Below are 18150 nucleotides of genomic sequence, written 5' to 3' on the forward strand. Positions count from 1 at the left end.
TCCGGCCCGGCCTCAGGGAAGGCACATCACGCAGCCCCCGCGGAGCCTTCGATGCTTTTCGAAACCCTCGACACCACCGGCCACGAGCAGGTGATTTTCTGTCACAACCGCGACGCCGGCCTGAAAGCGATCATCGCCTTGCACAGCACCCGTCTCGGGCCTGCGCTGGGTGGCGTGCGCATGCGCCCCTATCCCAATAGCGAGGCGGCGCTCAACGATGCGCTGCGACTCAGCCGCACCATGACCTACAAGAACGCGCTGGCAGGATTGAATGTCGGCGGCGGCAAGGCGGTGATCATCGGCGACCCCAAAAGCGACAAGAGCGAGGCGCTGTTTCGCGCATTCGGTCGCTTTGTCGACACCCTGGGCGGGCGCTACATCACCTCCGAGGACGTCGGCACCGACGTCAACGACATGGAACAGATCTATCTGGAGAGCGAGTACGTCACCGGCGTCCACCAGGTGCACCGCGGCTCCGGAGACCCGGCCCCGTTCACCGCCTATGGCGCATTGCAGGCACTGATGGCCTCGCTCAATCGCAGGCTCGGTCACGAGGAAGTCGGCAAGGCCAGCATCGCGATCCAGGGCTTGGGCCATATCGGCATGGAGCTGGTGAAACTGCTCAAGGAACGCGGCGCCAAACTCTATGTGGCCGATCTGAACCCGGCGCTGGTGGACCGCGCAGTGGCCGAATACGGTGCCGAAGCGGTCAGCATCGAGGAAATTTACCAGGTGCCGGCCGATGTGTTCGCACCGTGCGCGCTGGAAGGGGCGATCAACGAAGACACGTTGCCGCGGCTGAAGGCCAAGATCATCTGTGGCACCGCCAACAACCAGCTTGCCAGCGCCGCCATCGGCGAAGAGCTGCACAAGCGCGGCATCCTGTATGCGCCCGATTACGTGGTCAATGCCGGCGGCGTGATGAATGTGTCGCTGGAGATCGACGGCTACAACCGCGAACGCGCAATGCGCCTGATCCGCAGCATCTATCACAACCTGGAAAAGGTGTTCGACCTGTCCACCCGCCTGGGCGTCGCGCCGCAGCAGGCGGCCGACCAGATTGCCGAGGCGCGGATCGAGGCCATCAGCCAGCTCAAACTGCCGCTGGGCCGCACCGCACCGCGCTTTCTGCACAAGCTGCGCGGCGAGTGATCCACCTGCCCAGGCACGTTGCCTAGACAGGTGAACTAGCGATCACACACCAACGTTCCCCATGCAACGCGCCGATCAGAAATCGGCGCTGTAGCGCAGGCTCAGCGCGCGATCGTCACCGCGCTCGCCCAGCCGCTGGTCATAGCCAAAACGCAACTGGCTCTGCTGTCCCAACGGCGCGGCCGCGGTGATGCCGAACAGCCCACCCGAGCGCGCCGGCTGCATGCCGCGCAATGGCGCCCATGCATCCACGCCGATGAAGCTGGCATCGAGCATCAGGCCTTCGCTGCTCAACGCCTGCTGCCATTCGGCATAACCGCCGAGTTGCACGCCGCGCCAGCGATAGGCCGAACGCACGCCGGCCAGCACCTGGGTGCGCGAGGAGGTGCTGGCATCGGCACGCAAGCCGAAGCCGTCGCCACCGCTTTCGCGGAATCCTTCGCTGCGCAGACGCACGTAATCCAGGCCCATGTAGGGCGTCAGGCTGGCGCGCGCGCCACCCAAGCGATATCCGGTTTCCAGGTTGCCGCTGAGATAACTGCCGCTGTAGTCGCTGAAGGCACTGCTGCGCTCTTCGCCCAACTGCAGGCTGCGCTCGATCTGCCGGTTGACGTTACCGAAACCCAACTGGCTCAGCGTGTACGCCGAGCCCAGCGTGTTGCCCCAGTACAGCTGCCCCTGCACCTGCCGATCGCGCCCGCGTGCACCGTCCAGATCGCCCAGGCTGTTGGAGCGCGTTTCGCCGAAGGCGAAGCCGGTGACTGCGCCAGACGCCAGGCGCAGGTCATTGCCCATCATCCAGCCGGAAGTGGCGAATCCCGCGGTGGTCACCCCACCCTCGCCCGGCCCGCCCAGCACACGCTGCCAGACGCCCAGCATGCGCGGCTGCTGCGATACCCCATCGAAATGCGCGGCCAACGCACGCCTGCCCAGATCGATGGTGTCGAAGGTCATCGCTGCCGACTCGGCATGCGCACGGCCGGACAGACTGCGCAGCGAATCGGCGGCAGCCTTGGCATCCGGCGACTGCTGCAACGCCGCTGCGGCGCGGATGAACCCGCTGCTGATGCCGCCAGTGCCCTGCAGTTGCTGCGCATCCACCTGCTGGAACGCCTGCTCGACGCGGATTGCCGAATCCATTGACGCAGTACCGATCGCGCCAAGAGACGCGGCGACCGCGGTTACATCCATGCGCTGCAGCGAAATGTAAGCATTGTTGCTGTCATAACTCAATGTGGCGTCGAGGAAGGTGACTGCAGGCCCGTTAGTGAGCGAACCGAATGTCCCCTGTAGCCCTCCGTTTGCTTGCAGCAACGTGTAGGTCGTGTTGTTGACGACGTAATCGCGGCGGCCGAGCACCTGCAGGTCGCCAGCGATACTCGCGGTTCCTGTCACGTTCAAGCGGTCGCCGACATTCAACGCCAGGCGCCCGTCTTCGCCCTGGGTATAGTTACCGCCGATTGTGAGAGCCGCGCCGCCGACCTGCAGCGTGCTCGATCTATTGGAAACCGTGCCGGCAATCCTGCCTGCTCCGATCAACGTCGCACCATTGACGATGTCGACGCGCGCGCTCTGCAGACTGGCCGTCTGCAAAGTGCCGTCCAGCACCTGGGTATCGCCGGTGAATGTGTTGTTGGTGCTGCTCAGTATCAGCGTACCGGAACCGCTCTTGTTCAAACCGCCACTACCGCTGATGTCGTTTGCCCATGTCGAGCGCAACTCATCAACGGTGACATTCACCGTGCCCCAATCGAAGCGCGCCGGCCCCAGCACCGCCTTGCCGACATCGAGCAGGCCGTAGCCGAAGGTCGGGTCGACACCGGCCGCGCCCAGATCGGTCGCCGTTCCCAAAAGCGTCTGCCGCACCAGGTCGTTGCTGAAGTACGGAAACGCCTGCCACACCAGCGCAGCCGCACCGGAGACCAACGGCGCCGCAAACGAGGTGCCGCTGCCGTAGAAGTAGCGGATATTGCTGGCGGTCGCATCGGGGTCGAGGAACATCGAGGTGCCCGGCGCCACCAGGCAATAGCGCATCGCCACGCCACAGGCATTAGAGTACGAGGCCAGCTGCGTGGGATTGGCGGTATCCAGCGCAGCGACGACCAGCCAGCCGCGCTCCAGATCGGCGGCCGGCAGTGTGCCGTTCGGGCCCAGCTGGCTGGGCAGCGCGGCGGTATCGGACGGTTGCGATCTGGATTCATTACCCGATGCGAACACCACCAAGCCATCGTTGCCGATGACGAACGGCCGGTATTCCTGCGCAATCTGATTGGTCACCGCCGGGTCGTTCCAATACAGCCCGCCCCACGAATTGTTCATGATGCGCACGCCTGCGCTGATCAGATCGGCATGCACCGGACCCAGGCCAAGCGGGCCGTCGACCTCGTTGCCTTCGCCGCTGCCATCGTCGTCCGGCGCTTCGTCGCTGATGATGCGTGCCGACACCAGGCCGGCGCCGCTGGCGATGCCGCCCGGCCACTGGCCTACTGCACGCCCGGCCGCCAATTGCGCCACGACGGTGCCGTGGCCCACCACATCGCCCGCGGCGACATTGTTCGTGCGCGGATCCACATAGATGAAGCTGTCGCTGACCCGTCCCTGCAAGGCCGGATGATTGGTATTGATGCCGGTATCGATCACGCCGATGCGGTATCCCGCACCGGTGAACCCCAGCGCCTGCGCAGCACGTGCATTGGTCAGCGTCAGATGCGCATCGATTGCAGGCTCCGGCGTGGTCGGCGGTGCGACCACCGGCGGAGGCGGAGGCGGCGGTGAAGTCGGCGGCGGTGGCGGCGGTGGCGACGTGGGTGGCGGTGCCGTCGGTGTGCTCGGACGGATACCACCGCCCCCACCACCGCCGCCACACGCGGTCAATGCCACGGCCAACGCCGAGGCCAGGACAGTCCTGGCGACGTCTGTCTTCTTCATTTGGATGTTCTCCCCGAACCCATTCCATGGATAGGGCCCAATCCCGGGCCCGAACGCCGTCTTTATACTGCATCCTCACACGGCTGTCGCAGCTAATTGCGTGGCGAATGTCGCAGCGCCTGGGGCGTGCTGGCGCGAACCGACCATGAGGCAGATAATCGTTTCACTTTAAACGGTATCTCCTTTATGTCCGACATCGTCATCGTTGCTGCCAAACGCACTGCCATCGGCTCGTTCCTTGGTCAATTCAACGGTGTGCCGGCGCCGACGCTCGCCGCCACTGCGATCCGTGGCGCGCTGGCGCAGTCCGGCGTCGCGCCGGCCGACATTTCAGAAGTCATCGTTGGCTGCGTCCTGCCGGCCAACCTGGGCCAGGCGCCCGCACGTCAGGCGGCGATTGCCGCAGGCATCCCCACCTCCACCGGCGCCACCACCATCAACAAGGTGTGCGGCTCGGGCATGAAGGCGATCATGTTCGGACACGATCTGATCAAGGCCGGCTCGGCCAGCATCGTGGTCGCCGGCGGCATGGAGTCGATGAGCAACGCGCCGCATCTGCTGCCCAACTCGCGCACCGGCAACCGTTACGGCAACTTCCAGGCGGTCGACCACATGGCCTGGGATGGCCTGACCAATCCCTACGACGGCCAGGCGATGGGCGTGTTCGGCGAGGCCACTGCCGAGAAGTTCGGTTTCAGCCGCGCCGATCAGGATGCCTTTGCGATCGCCTCGGTCGAACGCGCGCAGGCTGCGCAGCGCAGCGGCGCGTTCGCCGATGAAATCGTTCCGGTCACGGTGGCCACGCGCAAGGGCGAGGTGGTCGTCGACAGCGACGAGCAACCGGGCAAATCCGACATCGCCAAGATCCCGACCCTGAAGCCGGCCTTCAAGAAAGATGGCAGCGTCACCGCCGCCAGCTCGTCGAGCATCTCCGATGGCGCGGCGATCACCGTGCTGATGCGCGCAGACGAGGCGCAACGGCGTGGTATCGCACCGTTGGCGCGCATCGTGGGGCATGTCACCCACTCGCAGGAACCTGAGTGGTTCACCACCGCGCCGGTCGCTGCGATCCAGAGCTTGATCGGCAAGATCGGCTGGCAATTGGACGAAGTGGATCTGTTCGAAATCAACGAAGCATTTGCGGTGGTGGCGATGACGCCGATCGCCGAGCTGGGCATTTCGCACGACAAGGTCAACGTCAACGGCGGTGCCTGCGCCTTGGGGCATCCGATCGGCGCATCCGGCGCCCGCCTGGTGGTGACATTGGTGAATGCGTTGCGCACACGCGGTGGCAAGCGCGGAATCGCGACGCTGTGCATCGGCGGCGGCGAAGCCACTGCCATCGCTATCGAATTGATTTAATTGTTTTTAACGGCGATTTTGCAAAACTGAATGCGCGTACGCTTGACACTGGTCTTTGGACCGTCATCATGTCGGGGGCGCGCAATAGCGCGTTGCCTAATCTAACGACGAGGATTGAAACAATGACCATTAACAAGCTGCTGATCGCAATGGCTCTGGGCCTGGCCCTGACCGCTTGCTCGAAGCCGGAACAGGCTCAGGACGCTGCTGCTTCGGCTAACGAAGCTGCTGCCGACGCTCAGACCGCTGCTGACCAGGCTGCTGCCTCGGGCTCGCAGTCGGCTGACGCCGCTCAGGCTGCTGCCAACACCGCCGCTTCTTCGGCTGACACCGCTGCTGACGCTGCCCAGGCTGCTTCCGGCGCCGCCACCGACGCTGCTGCTGACCAGGCTGCCGACGCTGCCAAGACGGCTGAAGACACCGCCGAAGCTGCCAAGGACACCGCCGAAGAAGCCAAGAAGTAATCACTTCTTAGCTCCAAGCGAGTTCGGAGAAAGCCGCTGGTTTCCAGCGGCTTTTTCTTTGCCTGCGATTGACCGACGACTGGACTGCATCATTGCCCGATCGTCGAAGCCGCGCCATGTTGGGGCGTGTACGGCGCATGCCGCCTATTGGCTGAATGGCCGGCAGCGCATTGACGCCGGCTGCATCGGTCCGTGCCTAAGCTCCGCCTTCCAACACCGGAACAGGAACAGGACCACCCATGAAGACGATCCGCATGCTGTCGTTGAGCGCCATTGCCGCTCTCACTCTCGCCGCTTGCCAAGGCCCTGATGCCGAGCAGGCGCAACGCGATGCTGCCTCCGCTGCCAAGCACGCGGCGGCTGCGACCGAACAAGCTGCCGATCGCGCCGCCGTGCAGGCCAAGGCCGCCACCGCCGACGCACGCGTGGCAGCACGCGAACTGGCCGCCGATGCGAGCCGCGCAACCGCCAACGCCGCAGACGCTACCGCCGACAAGACCCGCGAGATGGCCAACAAGGCCGAGCAGAACGCCGACAAGCACGACGCCGAACATCCGCAGCACTGATCGACCGTGTGACCGTCTCAGCAGTTTGCAGACGCGCCGGCCAGATTGCGCCGGCGCGTCTGCGTCCTGCCAACGGCAACCTCGTGTTGTCAAGGCTGGCGGGCTAGCATCCGTCCATGCCCTTCTCTTTTACTGCGCGCCGCCGCAACCAGCTGGCGCTGGCGTTCTCCGCCCTGATCTTCATCGCCATCGGTGTCGGCATCTTTGTCGGTGCCCGCCGCTCGTTGGCCGATGCCGCACTCGTCTCGCATACGCATGAAGTGATCGGCCGGGTCGACGAGATCCAGGCGCGCGTGCTGGATGCCGAATCGGCGCAGCGCGGCTTTCTGCTGACCGGCAACGATGCCTATCTGCTCGATTATCAGACCAGCGTCGAGCGCCTGCCGATCCTGCTCGGCAACCTGCGCCGCCTGATTGCCGACAATCCCGCCCAGGTGCAGCACCTGGACACCCTGCGCCACTTGGTGGAGACGCGGCTGCAGCAGATCCAACATGTCCTCGATGTCTATGCGCAGGACGGCCTGGAGCCGGCGCGTGCCGGCATCCGGCAGACTGCCTTCCGCACCACCAGCGCGATCCGCGAGCAGGCGCTGACCATGGTGCAACGCGAGCAGGAACTGTTGACGCAACGCGCCGAAGGCAGCCGGCAGAGTGCGGCCTTGTTGCTGGTGCTGGCACTGGCCGGCATCCCGTTCGGGCTGGCGGTGGTCGGCACCGTCTATGCCTTGCTGATGCGCGAACTGCGGCATCGCTCGCAAGCCGAGAAACTGGCGGCGCAGGCCAATCGCGAGTTGGGCGACAGCGTCGTGGCGCTGCAACGCAGTACCGCCGATCTCAATCTGCTCAGCCGCTACACCGGCCTGCTGCAAAGCTGCATCAGCGCAGAAGAGGCGTTAGTGGTGACCAGCCGCACCCTGGCCAGCCTGCTGCCGGGCGTTGCCGGGCGTTGCCGGGCGTTGCCGGAAGCGTGTATCTGCTGCGTGCCTCGCAGGATCGCGCCGAGGCGATCAGCCACTGGGGCGAGCCGCTGGTGCATAGCGCGCCGTATCTATTGCCTGAAGAGTGCTGGGCGCTGCGCCGTGGCCAACCGCACATCATCGAGGACCTGGGACGGGATGCGCTGTGTGCGCATATCGGCGCACCCGAGCACGCCACCTCCGTCACCACCGCATGCCTGCCGATGTCTGCGCAAGGCACCCAGCTCGGCTTCCTGTTCCTGTCTTCGCCGGGCCCGGGGCCAATGCCGCGGCTGGAAATCGCCGAGGCGGCCGCCGAACAGCTGTCACTGGCGCTGAGCAATCTGCGCCTGCGCGAATCGCTGCGCCGGCAGTCGATTCGCGACCCGCTGACCGGGCTGTACAACCGCCGCTATCTGGAAGAATCGCTCAGCCACGAACTGGCGCGCTGCGCACGCCGCGGCCTGCCATTGTCGGTACTGATGCTGGACGTGGACCACTTCAAGCAATTCAACGACAGCCAGGGCCACGCCGGCGGCGATTTGCTGCTGGCGGCAGTGGGCGAGTTGCTGCTGACCCGGCTGCGTGCCGAAGACGTGGCCTGCCGCTACGGCGGCGAAGAATTCACCGTCATTCTTCCCGAGGCCGATTGCGTCGAGGCATTGCGTGTGGCCGAGGCCATTCGCGGCCATATCGCGGCGCTGGCAGTCAGCGACGGCCAGCGCTCGTTGCCGCGGGTGACGGCCTCGATCGGCGTGGCCAGCTTTCCGGTCGATGGCGAGCTGGGAGCAAGCCTGATCCAGAAGGCGGATGCGGCCCTGTACAGCGCCAAGCACGGCGGCCGTAACCGGGTCGAGCGGCATGGCGCCGCCACGCCCGCATTGGACTGAGCAAGCACGCTATCGGTGTTGGTTTGAGTAATTCGTCACACAAAAGATCGGGCCACGCGGCGATAGTCGGTTCTGACCCCCTAGCGAGGCAGTCCGATGTCGATGTGGCGCGATCAAGGTCCCAACAAGAAAGACGGCGTTCCCGCAACTCCTGAGGTCCCCGCTGCCGATGGGCGGCTGTTCACTGCCGAGGCCAGCCCGGCACCGTCGGTGCCCGCCGCCGCGCCACCGAGCGCCGCACCCGCCGCGGCCACACCGCAGCGCCACGGCGAGGCCAAGGAATCGCTGATCGCCGCCGACATCAGCATCGAAGGCAAGATCGAGGGCGCCGGTCACGTACGCCTGGCTGGCCGCTTCAAGGGCGATGTCAACGTCAAGGGCGATCTCACCATCGAGCGCGGCGCTAAGCTCAACGGCGGCGTGCGCGCCAACAAGGTGATCATCGCCGGCGAGCTGGAGGGCAATATCGAATCGGCCGCGCAGGTGGAGCTGCAGACCTCCGGCGTGCTGGTCGGCGACGTCAAGGCCGGCAGCCTGACCGTGGCCTCGGGTGCGCGCATGCGCGGCCAGGCCGATTTTGGCTGGGGCGAGGACACCGGCAAGCCGGTCGGTGCGGCCAAGCCGGTCGTCAGCGGAGACAGCGACGCCACATGAGTGTGCCCCGCCCGGGCACGCCCGGTGCCACGCGCAGCTGCCCGCATTGCAAGGCGACGATCCTGGAAAGCGCCAGCGTCTGCCCTGCATGCAAGCACCACCTGCGCTTCGACTCGGCGGCAGTGCAGCACGCACAGCCGGCACCGATCGTGCCGCTCAAGGTCGACGGCACCATTCGCCATCCTGCCGATGGTGATCCTTGGGAATACACCGTGGTGGTGGTGGTGCGTAACGGCAAGGGCGAGGAGATCAGGCGCCAGGTCGTGGACGTGGGCGCGATGCAGGGCGGTGAGGAGCGCGGCTTTACGCTGGCGGTGGAGGCGACTGCCGTGCGTTCGCCTGGACGGCGGGCGCGGCATTAGGGTGTGCGGGTGTGGCTGGGATTGGGGATTGGGGATTGGGGATTGGGGATTGGGGATTGGGGATTGGGGATTGGGGATTGGGGATCGGGAATCGGGAATCGGGAATCGGGAATCGGCGCGGATGATGCCGGCTAGCGCGTGCGTGGGTGTTCGCTTTTGCGCGTCTTATTTTCCTGGTCTCAATTGACTGCTCCGATAAGGAACCGGGCGAGGCGTTGAGGTGCCCGCTGCATTCAAGGCGCAGCCCGCGCCACGCCGGGCGCTTGATCGATTCGCTTCATTCGCCTTGATGACGCACTCACGCAATCAGCAACCGGCGTCTGCGAGCGCTTGCCGTATCGGTGCACCGATGCGTGCCATTCCCATTCTCAGGATCTGCACACCGGCTTGGCCAGAGTTGCCGCATGCGCAACGGCAACGAACAATCTGGCGACCTGGTGGTGCTTGGGCCCGAAGGCCTGTATTGCCAGCAGGGTGACTTCCATATCGATCCCTGGCGGCCGGTGCCGCGTGCGGTGATCACCCACGGCCACGGTGACCACGCGCGCAGCGGCATGGGCGAATACCACTGCACGCACGAGAGCCTGCCGATCCTGCAATGGCGCCTCGGCGAGCAGGTCTATCACACGCATGCCGACGGCGAAGCGTTCGACCTGGGACGCGCGCGGGTGTCGTTGCATCCGGCCGGGCATGTGCTCGGCTCGGCGCAGGTGCGCATCGAGGTGGATGGCGAAGTCTGGGTTGCATCGGGCGACTACAAGCGCCAGCACGATCCCACCTGCAAACCGTTCGAAGTGGTGCACTGCGACACCTTCATCACCGAGGCGACCTTCGGGCTGCCGGTGTATCGCTGGCCGGATACCGCCGATGTCGCGGCCGACATTGTCGCCTGGCGCCACGAATGCGCCGAGCGCGGCGAGGCCGCCATTCTGTATTGCTATGCCCTGGGCAAGGCGCAACGCGTGCTGGCGGAATTGCGCGCCTGGGACACGCAACCGGCACTGCTGCATGGCGCCATCGCGGTGGGCGTGGAGGTGTATCGCCAGGCCGGCATCCCGATGCTGGACACCCAACCGGTCAGCGAACACGCGCGTGGCGCCGACTATGCCGGGCAACTGGTCCTGGCGCCGCCGTCGGCGGCCGGCAGTGCCTGGATCCGTCGCTTCCGGCATGCGCAACAAGGCTTCGCATCGGGCTGGATGCGCATTCGCGGCAATCGCCGTCGGCGCAATTACGACCGCGGTTTTGTAGTGTCCGATCATGCCGATTGGCCGGACCTGCTGCGCACCATCGAAGACACCGGCGCACGGCGGGTGATCGCCACCCACGGCAACACCGATGCCTTGATCCAGCACCTGCTGGAACGCGGTGTGGCTGCCGAAGCCTTCCGTACCGATTTCGGAGCCGAGGAATGAACCCCTTGCCTGCACGTCGTTATGCGCGCGCGCGCCCACGGATTCGTTTGACCGGCGCACTCGCGTTCGGCCGCCACGCATTGGCGTTTCGCGTGCACCGCGCACTGCCGGCGGCGGTGATCGGGCCGCCACGGCCTTACCGGCGCCCGCGCTGTCTGGGCGCGTTTACGCGGCGCGCGCTGGAACTGCGTGCTGCCGACAACCGCACCAAGCTGCAGGGCCCGGCGTGAAGCGATTTGCCGCGTTGTACCGCACCCTGGATCGCAGCACCGGCACGCTCGACAAGCGTGCGGCCTTGGTCGCCTACTTCAGCAGCGCACCGCCGCTGGATGCGGCGTGGGCGCTGTATCTGCTGGCCGGTGGCAAGGTGGCCGGCACGCGCATGCGCATTGCCAGCAGCGGCGAATTGCGCGAATGGATCACCGACACCGCCGGTATTGCCGACTGGCTGGTGGCCGACAGCTACGACCATGTCGGCGATCTGGCCGAGACCTTGGCCTTGTTGCTGGACGACCCGATCACCGAAGCGGCCGATCTGCCGCTGGCCGAGTGGATCGAACAGCGGTTGCTGCCGATCGCCAACCAGGACGTGGAGGTGCGCAAGGCCTGCATCGTGCAGGCGTGGCGCAGCCTGGCCTTCGACGAGCGCCTGGTGTTCAACAAGCTGCTCACCGGCGCCCTGCGCGTTGGGGTATCGCAGCGACTGGTGCAGCAGGCGCTGGCGGAGATGTCCGGGATAGAGATCGCGCGCATTGCACAGCGCATGCTGGGCAGCTGGCGGCCACATCCGACTTATCTGGCCACCCTGCTGACCGCCGAGGAATTGCCCGGCGATCGTCAGCAGCCCTACCCGTTCTTTCTCGCATCGCCACTCGAAGCCGAGGTCGAAACGCTGGGCGCGGTCGATGACTGGTTGCTGGAATGGAAGTGGGACGGCATTCGCCTGCAGCTGATCCGGCGCGCTGGCGAAGCGGCGTTGTGGTCGCGTGGCGAGGAACGCCTGGATGGCCGTTTCCCGGAGATCGAACAGGCCGCGCTGCAGTTGCCCGACGGCACCGTCATCGACGGCGAGCTGCTGGCCTGGCAAGCCGAGCAGCCATTGCCGATGCCGTTCACCGCCTTGCAGACGCGCATCCAGCGGCTCAAGCCCGGGCCGAAGACATTGGCGGCGGCGCCGGCGCGCGTGGTTGCCTATGATCTGCTCGAGCTGGATGGCGAAGACTTACGCGACCGCCCCTTGCAGGAGCGTCGCGCATTGCTGGAAGGGGTGCTGCGCACGCTTGCCGACCCGCGTATCGTCGCCTCGCCGTTGGTGCAGGTCGGCGACTGGCAGGCGGCGGCGCAGGTGCGCCTGGATGCCCGCGAGCGCGGTGTGGAAGGGCTGATGCTCAAGCGCGCCAGCTCGATCTACCAGTCCGGCCGCCGACGCGGCGATTGGTGGAAATGGAAGATCGACCCGCTCACCATCGATGCGGTACTGCTGTACGCGCAAGCCGGCCATGGCCGCCGCAGCACGCTGTATACCGACTACACCTTCGGGCTATGGCACGAGGGCCAGCTGGTGCCGATCGCCAAGGCCTACTCGGGGCTGGACGACAAGGAGATCCTGCAGCTGGATCGCTGGATCCGCGCCAACACCACCGAGCGCTTCGGCCCGGTGCGTGCGGTCACCGCGCATCATGTCTTCGAGCTGGGGTTCGAAGCGGTCAACCGCAGCGCGCGGCACAAGTCCGGCATTGCGGTGCGTTTCCCACGCATCCTGCGCTGGCGACAGGACAAGCCGATGAGCGAGGCCGATCACCTGAGCAGCCTGCAGGCGCTGGCACGGTGAGTGCTGCGCAACAGAAACGCGGCACGCCCTTGCAGCAATGGCGTGCCTGGTTCGCGCAGCGCGGCTGGGCGCCGTTGCCATTCCAACGCGATGTGTGGAAGCGCTATCTCGCCGGCGAGTCCGGCTTGCTGCATACGCCCACCGGCAGCGGCAAGACGCTGGCCGCCTTTGGCGGACCACTGCTGGAGGCCTTGTCCACACGTGGACGCAAGCCGGCGGTCAAGCCGGCCACGACCGCGCGGCGCCAACAGCAACGCACGCTGCAGGTGCTGTGGATTACGCCCTTGCGCGCGCTCGCCGCCGATACCGCACGCGCGCTGCGCGAACCGGTGGAGGCCTTGGGGCTGGATTGGCAGGTGGGCCTGCGGACCGGCGACGCCAGCGCGCGCGACAAGCGGCTGGCGCGCAGCGGCAAGCTGGATGTGCTGGTCACCACGCCCGAATCGCTGGCCTTGCTGTTGTCGTATCCCGACACCGCGCCGCAGCTGTCGGCACTGCGCTGCGTGATCGTCGACGAATGGCATGAGCTGCTCGGCAACAAGCGCGGCGTGCTGCTGCAGCTGTGCCTGGCGCGGCTGCGCGGCTGGGCGCCGCAGCTGCGCATCTGGGGCCTGTCGGCAACGCTGGGCAACCTGGCGCAGGCACGCGACGTGCTGTTGCCGCATCGCCCCGCTGCCGCGCTGGTGTCGGGCGTCAAACCCCGCGCGATGACCCTGGAGACGCTGTTGCCCGACAGCGGCGAGCGCTTTCCGTGGGCCGGGCATCTGGGTCTGGCGCAGCTGGCGCGCGTGCTGCAGAAGATCATGCAGCAGCGCACCAGCCTGGTGTTCACCAATACGCGCGCGCAGGCCGAGTTGTGGCATCAGGCCTTGAGTGCGGTGTGGCCGGACGATCTGGCCACGCTCGCGCTGCATCACGGCTCGCTGGACCCCTCCTTGCGCGCGGCGGCCGAACAAGGCCTGCGCGACGGCAGCCTGCGCTGCGTGGTTGCCACCTCCAGCCTGGACCTGGGCGTGGATTTCCCGGCCGTCGATCAGGTGCTGCAGGTCGGCAGCCCGAAAGGCATTGCACGCCTGCTGCAACGTGCCGGCCGCGCGCGCCACCGTCCGGGCGAATCCGGGCATGTGGTGTGCGTGCCCTCGCATGCGCTGGAGCTGGTGGAATATGCCGCCGCGCGGCGCGCCATCGAGCAGGGCCAGATCGAAGCGCGACCACCACCGCGCCTGTCGCTGGACGTGTTGGCGCAGCACTGCGTGACCCTGGCATTGGGTGGCGGCTTTCAGGCCGATGCGTTGTTCGAGCAAGTGCGCGGCACCGATGCGTTTGCGGCGCTGGATCACGCCACCTGGCAGGCGGTGCTGGACTTCATCGTGCAAGGCGGCAGCGCGCTGGCGCATTACCCAGATTTCCATAAGGTCGTGCGCGACGAACAGGGCGTGTATCGCGTCATCGACCGGCGCGTGGCGCTGCGGCATCGCCTGTCCATCGGCACGATCACCAGCGACGGCAGCGTGCGCGTGCAGTTCCTGCGCGGGGGACGCCTGGGCGCGGTGGAGGAACAGTTCGTCGGCCGTCTGCGCCGCGGCGACCGGTTTCAATTTGCCGGCCGTTTGCTGGAGCTGGTGCGGCTGGAAGACATGACCGCCTATGTGCGTGTGGCCAAGGGTGGCAGTGGCGTGGTGCCGAAATGGATGGGCGGGCGCATGCCATTGTCGTCGGCGTTGGGGCGCGAAGTGGAAGCGGTGTTTGCCGATCCCGGCGATGCGCCGGAAATGCAGGCGCTGGCGCCGTTGCTGCGCCTGCAATCGTCGCTGTCCTCGTTGCCCGGCCCTGACCATCTGCTGGTGGAAAGCATCAAGGCGCGCGATGGCCGGCACGTGTTCGTGTATCCGTTCGCCGGCCGCCAGGTCAACGAAGGGCTGGCCGCGTTGCTGGCGGCGCGCTGGGGCCGGCGTCAACGCAATACCTTCAGTTTTGCTGCCAACGATTACGGCTTTGTGTTGTCGCCGGTGCAGGATGTGGACCTCGATGCGAGCGTCCTGCAGGCGCTGCTGTCGCCGGAGGGCTTGTTCGCCGATCTGCGCGACAGTCTCAACCTGGGCGAACTGGCACGCCGCCAGTTCCGCGAGATTGCGCGCGTGGCCGGCTTGCTGTCGCCATCGCTGCCCGGCCGTGCACCCCGCAGCCTGCGTCAGCTGCAGGCCTCCAGCGGATTGCTGTACGACGTGTTGCAACGTTTCGACCCCGATCACCTGCTGCTTGCCCAGGCCGAGCGCGAAGTGTTCGAAGGCCAGCTCGAACTGGCGCGGCTTGCGCATGCACTGGAAGATTGCGCGCGGCGCGAACTGCGCCTGTGCAAACCGCGCAGCCTCACCCCGTTGTCGTTTCCGTTATGGGCCGAACGTGTGCGCGGCCAACTGAGTACCGAAGACTGGAAGGCCCGCGTGTTGCGCGCTGCCGAACAACTGGAACGCAAACATGGGTGATAGCGTGCAGCTGCAGCTGGCCGGCGAAACGGTGGAACTGCTCGGCGAACGCGCACTGTATCGGCCGGCACAGTGCGCCTTGTTGATCGCCGACCTGCATCTGGGCAAGGCCGATGTGTTCCGTCGCGCCGGCATCGGAATGCCGGCCGGCGGCACCGCGCACGATCTGGAGCGGCTGGATGCGCTGCTGGAACGGCGCACTGTGGATGCGTTGTGGATACTCGGCGATCTGCTGCATGGACCCGTACCACGCGCAGCCTGGCATCGGCGCTGGAGCGCATGGCGCGAGCGCCATTGCGCGTTGCGCGTGATCGCCATCCGCGGCAATCACGACCGCGCATTGGCGGGCGCCGATCTGCATATCGAAGCGGCCGGCGAACAGGTCGAAGATGGCCCCTTCGTGCTGCGCCACGATCCGCTGCCGCATCCGACCGGGCATGTGCTGTGCGGGCATCTGCACCCGCTGGCCGCACTGCCCGGCATGTCGCGTCGCTGGCCGGCGTTCTGGTTGCGCGAGCGCGTCACCATCCTGCCGGCGTTCTCGCATTTCACCGCGGGCATCGTGCCAACGCTGGTCGAAGGCGAACGCCTGGTTGCCTGCGTGGAAGACGATGCGCTGGCATTGCCGGTGCGTTAGCGAGCGCGGCACTGCGTGGGCCGACGTTTCTTCTATGCGGCCGCTTCGGCCTTGTCGACGGCAACACGCGGCACCGGTTGCGACAACGCCTCGACAAACTCCGGCGCCAATGCCAGCTTGCCGAACCAGCCGTGCTGGGTGCCGCTGAGCACGCGCAACATATGTCCACGTCCACCGGGCACGCGTCCCATCGGGCGCATCAGCAGATCGCGTCCGTGCGCCCATAGATCGCGCTCGGACTGGAACAGCGGCGTCAGCCAACGGCTCCAGCGGTGGTAGATCGCCACATGCGCCTGGCGCTCGCGCTGATAGTGCTGCAAGGCCGCATCCAGATCGGCGCCGACCCGCAAGGCATCGCGCATCGCCAACGCATCCAGCAATGCCATATTGACGCCCTGCCCCAGCTGCGGACTCATCGCATGCGCGGCATCGCCTGCCAGCACGAAGCGGCCGCGATGCCAGCGTGTGACCACCGCGTCGCGATAACTCGCACGCGCCAGTGCGCCATGCACCTGCACGCTGTCCAGACGCGCATGCGCATCCGGCCACATCTGCGCGATCTCCTGCCGCCATGCCGCAATGCCGCGCTGTTCCCATGCGGCAAAGTCGCTGCACGGCAGGCTCCAGAAAAAACTCAGCCGCGGGGTGGCGTCGCCCGGGCGCGTGCCCACCGGCAGCAGGCCGATCATCTTGCGCGCGCCGATATAGCGCTGGCGTAACTCGTCGACGAACGGCCAGTCCTCGCGTGGCAGCAGGCACCACAACGCACCCCACGGATACACCCGATCCAGCCGCGTGCCCTGCGCCTGCGCGCGCAAGCTCGATGCAGAACCATCGGCGGCAATGATCAGATCGTAGGGGCCATGCCAGTGCCCACGCTGATCCTGCACGCGCGCGCCGTCGTGATCGATCGCGGTGATCTGGGTATCCACATGCAACTGCGCGTGATCTGGCCAGGCTTCGCGCAACAGCGTGAACAAGGCGCCGCGCTGCATCCCCAGGCCCATCAGCCGCGCATCCAGATCGCGGTACTGCATGTCCATCACCGCGCGTCCGCACGGCGTTTCACCATACAGCCGGCGCACCGGTGCGCCATGCGCGAGCGCTTGCGGCAGCAGGCCCATCTTCCACAGCACCTGCAAGCCGCTGGGCTGCAGCAGGAAACCGGCACCTACCGGCCCGGGCGCGGCGGCGCGTTCGAACACGTCCAGTCGATGCCCGTCGGCGCCCAGCAGCGCGGCCAGTGCCTGCCCTGCCGTGCCATAGCCCACTACCGCAATCCGCAATGTTCGCTGCATGTCCTTCGCTCTTTGAACCGCACCGACCCCGCATGGACCGATGCAAAAAAAACCCCGCCGTGGCGGGGTTCTTCAACCGCACAATCGAGTCACATCACTCGACCGGCGTGATGTTCGAAGCCTGGGCACCCTTGGGGCCCTGGGTCACGTCATAACTGACGCGCTGGCCTTCCTGCAGGCTGCGGAAGCCCTTGGAGTTGATCGCGGAGAAGTGCGCGAAGACATCGGCGCTGCCGTCCTCCGGTGAGATGAAGCCAAATCCCTTGGCGTCGTTGAACCACTTGACGGTACCGTTCGGCATGGTGATGCGAGACCTTTGCAATAATTAATGGGTGGTGTACGGCGATGCGTACGCGCCGAGTATGCAAAGCTTATGCCCCGATGACAATCACCCGCCTGCAAGTTCGCCAATCAGCTCCGGCAATCCGGACGAGGCGGCATCGACGTTGGCCAACACCTCCGCCATCGTGATTTCCTGTGCTTCGCCGCGACCGGCCGCCCAGTTGGCCACGATCGCCAAACACGCATATTCCAGGCCTTTTTCGCGTGCAAGACCGGCTTCGGGCATGCCGGTCATGCCGACCAGGTCGCAGCCGTCGCGACGCATGCGGGCGATCTCTGCAATCGTTTCCAGCCGCGGTCCCTGGGTGGCTCCGTAGCATCCGCCGGCAACCATCGTGACGCCGGTCACTTTGGCGGCGGCGATGACCTTGCTGCGAAACATCGGCGAATACGGATGGCCGAAATCCACGTGCTGCACCTCGCTGCCCGGCTCTTCGCAGAAGGTGGACACGCGGCCCCAGGTGTAATCGATCAGCTGATCCGGGCAGGCCAGCACGCGTGGGCCGAACTGCTCGGTGATGCCGCCGACAGTGTTGAGCGCCAGCACGCGCGAGGCGCCAATTTGCTGCAACGCAGCGATGTTTGCGCGGTAATTGACCTTGTGCGGCGGCAGTGAATGGCCTTCGCCATGGCGCGCCAGGAACGCCACGCGGTGGCCCAGCAACATGCCGACGCGGATCGGGCCGGAGGGCGCGCCATATGGCGTTTCGATGACGTGCGTCTGCACCTCGTCCAGTTGGGCGAGCTTGTAGACGCCGGTGCCGCCGATGACGGCCAATGCGATGGAATGGGGGGACACAAGCAACC

At 66.2% G+C, this 18150-nt stretch carries 15 protein-coding genes, 1 tRNA gene and 1 pseudogene; 13 read left to right on the plus strand and 4 right to left on the minus strand.

All coding sequences use genetic code 11. The features are described from left to right. Positions 1-51 precede the first annotated feature (51 nt). Positions 52-1152, plus strand: coding sequence for a Glu/Leu/Phe/Val dehydrogenase dimerization domain-containing protein (locus tag LL972_RS12610; RefSeq protein WP_228327890.1), 1101 nt, complete (start codon positions 52-54; stop codon positions 1150-1152). Positions 1153-1227: 75 nt separating this feature from the next. On the opposite strand, the gene LL972_RS12615 is transcribed toward LL972_RS12610, so the two are convergent. After that, positions 1228-4080, minus strand: coding sequence for a S8 family serine peptidase (locus tag LL972_RS12615; RefSeq protein WP_228327891.1), 2853 nt, complete (start codon positions 4078-4080; stop codon positions 1228-1230). 186 nt (positions 4081-4266) lie between these two features. Here LL972_RS12615 and LL972_RS12620 point away from each other — a divergent pair, with 186 nt between their 5' ends. The 12 genes and pseudogenes from LL972_RS12620 to pdeM all read left to right on the plus strand — a co-directional run bounded on the left by LL972_RS12620 (position 4267) and on the right by pdeM (position 15703). After that, positions 4267-5442 carry a thiolase family protein gene (locus tag LL972_RS12620; protein ID WP_228327892.1) on the plus strand — a complete coding sequence of 392 codons (1176 nt, stop codon included), beginning with the start codon at positions 4267-4269 and terminating at the stop codon, positions 5440-5442. A gap of 122 nt (positions 5443-5564) precedes the next feature. Then, positions 5565-5906, plus strand: a complete 342-nt coding sequence (locus tag LL972_RS12625; RefSeq protein ID WP_228327893.1) for a hypothetical protein — start codon at positions 5565-5567, stop codon at positions 5904-5906. Positions 5907-6145: 239 nt separating this feature from the next. Next, positions 6146-6472, plus strand: coding sequence for a hypothetical protein (locus LL972_RS12630; protein WP_016904095.1), 327 nt, complete (start codon positions 6146-6148; stop codon positions 6470-6472). 116 nt (positions 6473-6588) lie between these two features. Beyond that, positions 6589-8318 (plus strand): annotated as a pseudogene (locus LL972_RS12635) (diguanylate cyclase). A gap of 96 nt (positions 8319-8414) precedes the next feature. Next, positions 8415-8972: a bactofilin family protein gene (locus LL972_RS12640; protein WP_228327894.1), complete on the plus strand. Its 558-nt coding sequence runs from the start codon at positions 8415-8417 to the stop codon at positions 8970-8972. Next, positions 8969-9334, plus strand: coding sequence for a hypothetical protein (locus LL972_RS12645; protein WP_228327895.1), 366 nt, complete (start codon positions 8969-8971; stop codon positions 9332-9334). Before LL972_RS12640 ends, LL972_RS12645 begins: the two co-directional genes overlap by 4 nt. A 404-nt stretch (positions 9335-9738) precedes the next feature. Next, complete coding sequence (locus LL972_RS12650) at positions 9739-10749, plus strand: ligase-associated DNA damage response exonuclease (RefSeq protein ID WP_228327896.1); 1011 nt, start codon at positions 9739-9741, stop codon at positions 10747-10749. After that, positions 10746-10979 (plus strand): hypothetical protein, encoded by a 234-nt coding sequence (locus LL972_RS12655; RefSeq protein WP_228327897.1) that lies wholly within the window; start codon positions 10746-10748, stop codon positions 10977-10979. The genes LL972_RS12650 and LL972_RS12655 overlap by 4 nt, the downstream gene beginning before the upstream one ends. Beyond that, positions 10976-12580, plus strand: coding sequence for an ATP-dependent DNA ligase (locus LL972_RS12660; RefSeq protein ID WP_228327898.1), 1605 nt, complete (start codon positions 10976-10978; stop codon positions 12578-12580). Before LL972_RS12655 ends, LL972_RS12660 begins: the two co-directional genes overlap by 4 nt. A 31-nt stretch (positions 12581-12611) precedes the next feature. Further along, positions 12612-12713: transfer RNA gene (locus LL972_RS12665), tRNA-OTHER, on the plus strand. Further along, entirely contained in the window at positions 12673-15066 is a 2394-nt protein-coding gene (locus LL972_RS12670) for a ligase-associated DNA damage response DEXH box helicase (protein ID WP_228327899.1), read from the plus strand. The genes LL972_RS12665 and LL972_RS12670 overlap by 41 nt, the downstream gene beginning before the upstream one ends. Further along, a complete protein-coding gene (gene pdeM / locus LL972_RS12675; RefSeq protein WP_228327900.1) occupies positions 15059-15703 on the plus strand; it encodes a ligase-associated DNA damage response endonuclease PdeM in 645 nt (214 codons plus the stop codon). The genes LL972_RS12670 and pdeM overlap by 8 nt, the downstream gene beginning before the upstream one ends. A 32-nt stretch (positions 15704-15735) precedes the next feature. Here pdeM and LL972_RS12680 read toward each other — a convergent pair whose 3' ends face one another. The 3 genes from LL972_RS12680 to LL972_RS12690 form a co-directional block, all read right to left on the minus strand. Next, complete coding sequence (locus LL972_RS12680) at positions 15736-17001, minus strand: FAD-dependent oxidoreductase (RefSeq protein ID WP_228327901.1); 1266 nt, start codon at positions 16999-17001, stop codon at positions 15736-15738. A gap of 94 nt (positions 17002-17095) precedes the next feature. Then, positions 17096-17302: a transcription antiterminator/RNA stability regulator CspE gene (gene cspE, locus LL972_RS12685; RefSeq protein WP_003488188.1), complete on the minus strand. Its 207-nt coding sequence runs from the start codon at positions 17300-17302 to the stop codon at positions 17096-17098. Between the two features lie 87 nt (positions 17303-17389). Further along, entirely contained in the window at positions 17390-18142 is a 753-nt protein-coding gene (locus LL972_RS12690; RefSeq protein ID WP_228327902.1) for an S-methyl-5'-thioinosine phosphorylase, read from the minus strand. Positions 18143-18150: the final 8 nt, after the last annotated feature.

Origin of the sequence: Xanthomonas campestris pv. asclepiadis (assembly GCF_020784175.1) — a bacterium.
In the GTDB taxonomy this organism is placed as follows: domain Bacteria; phylum Pseudomonadota; class Gammaproteobacteria; order Xanthomonadales; family Xanthomonadaceae; genus Xanthomonas; species Xanthomonas campestris_D.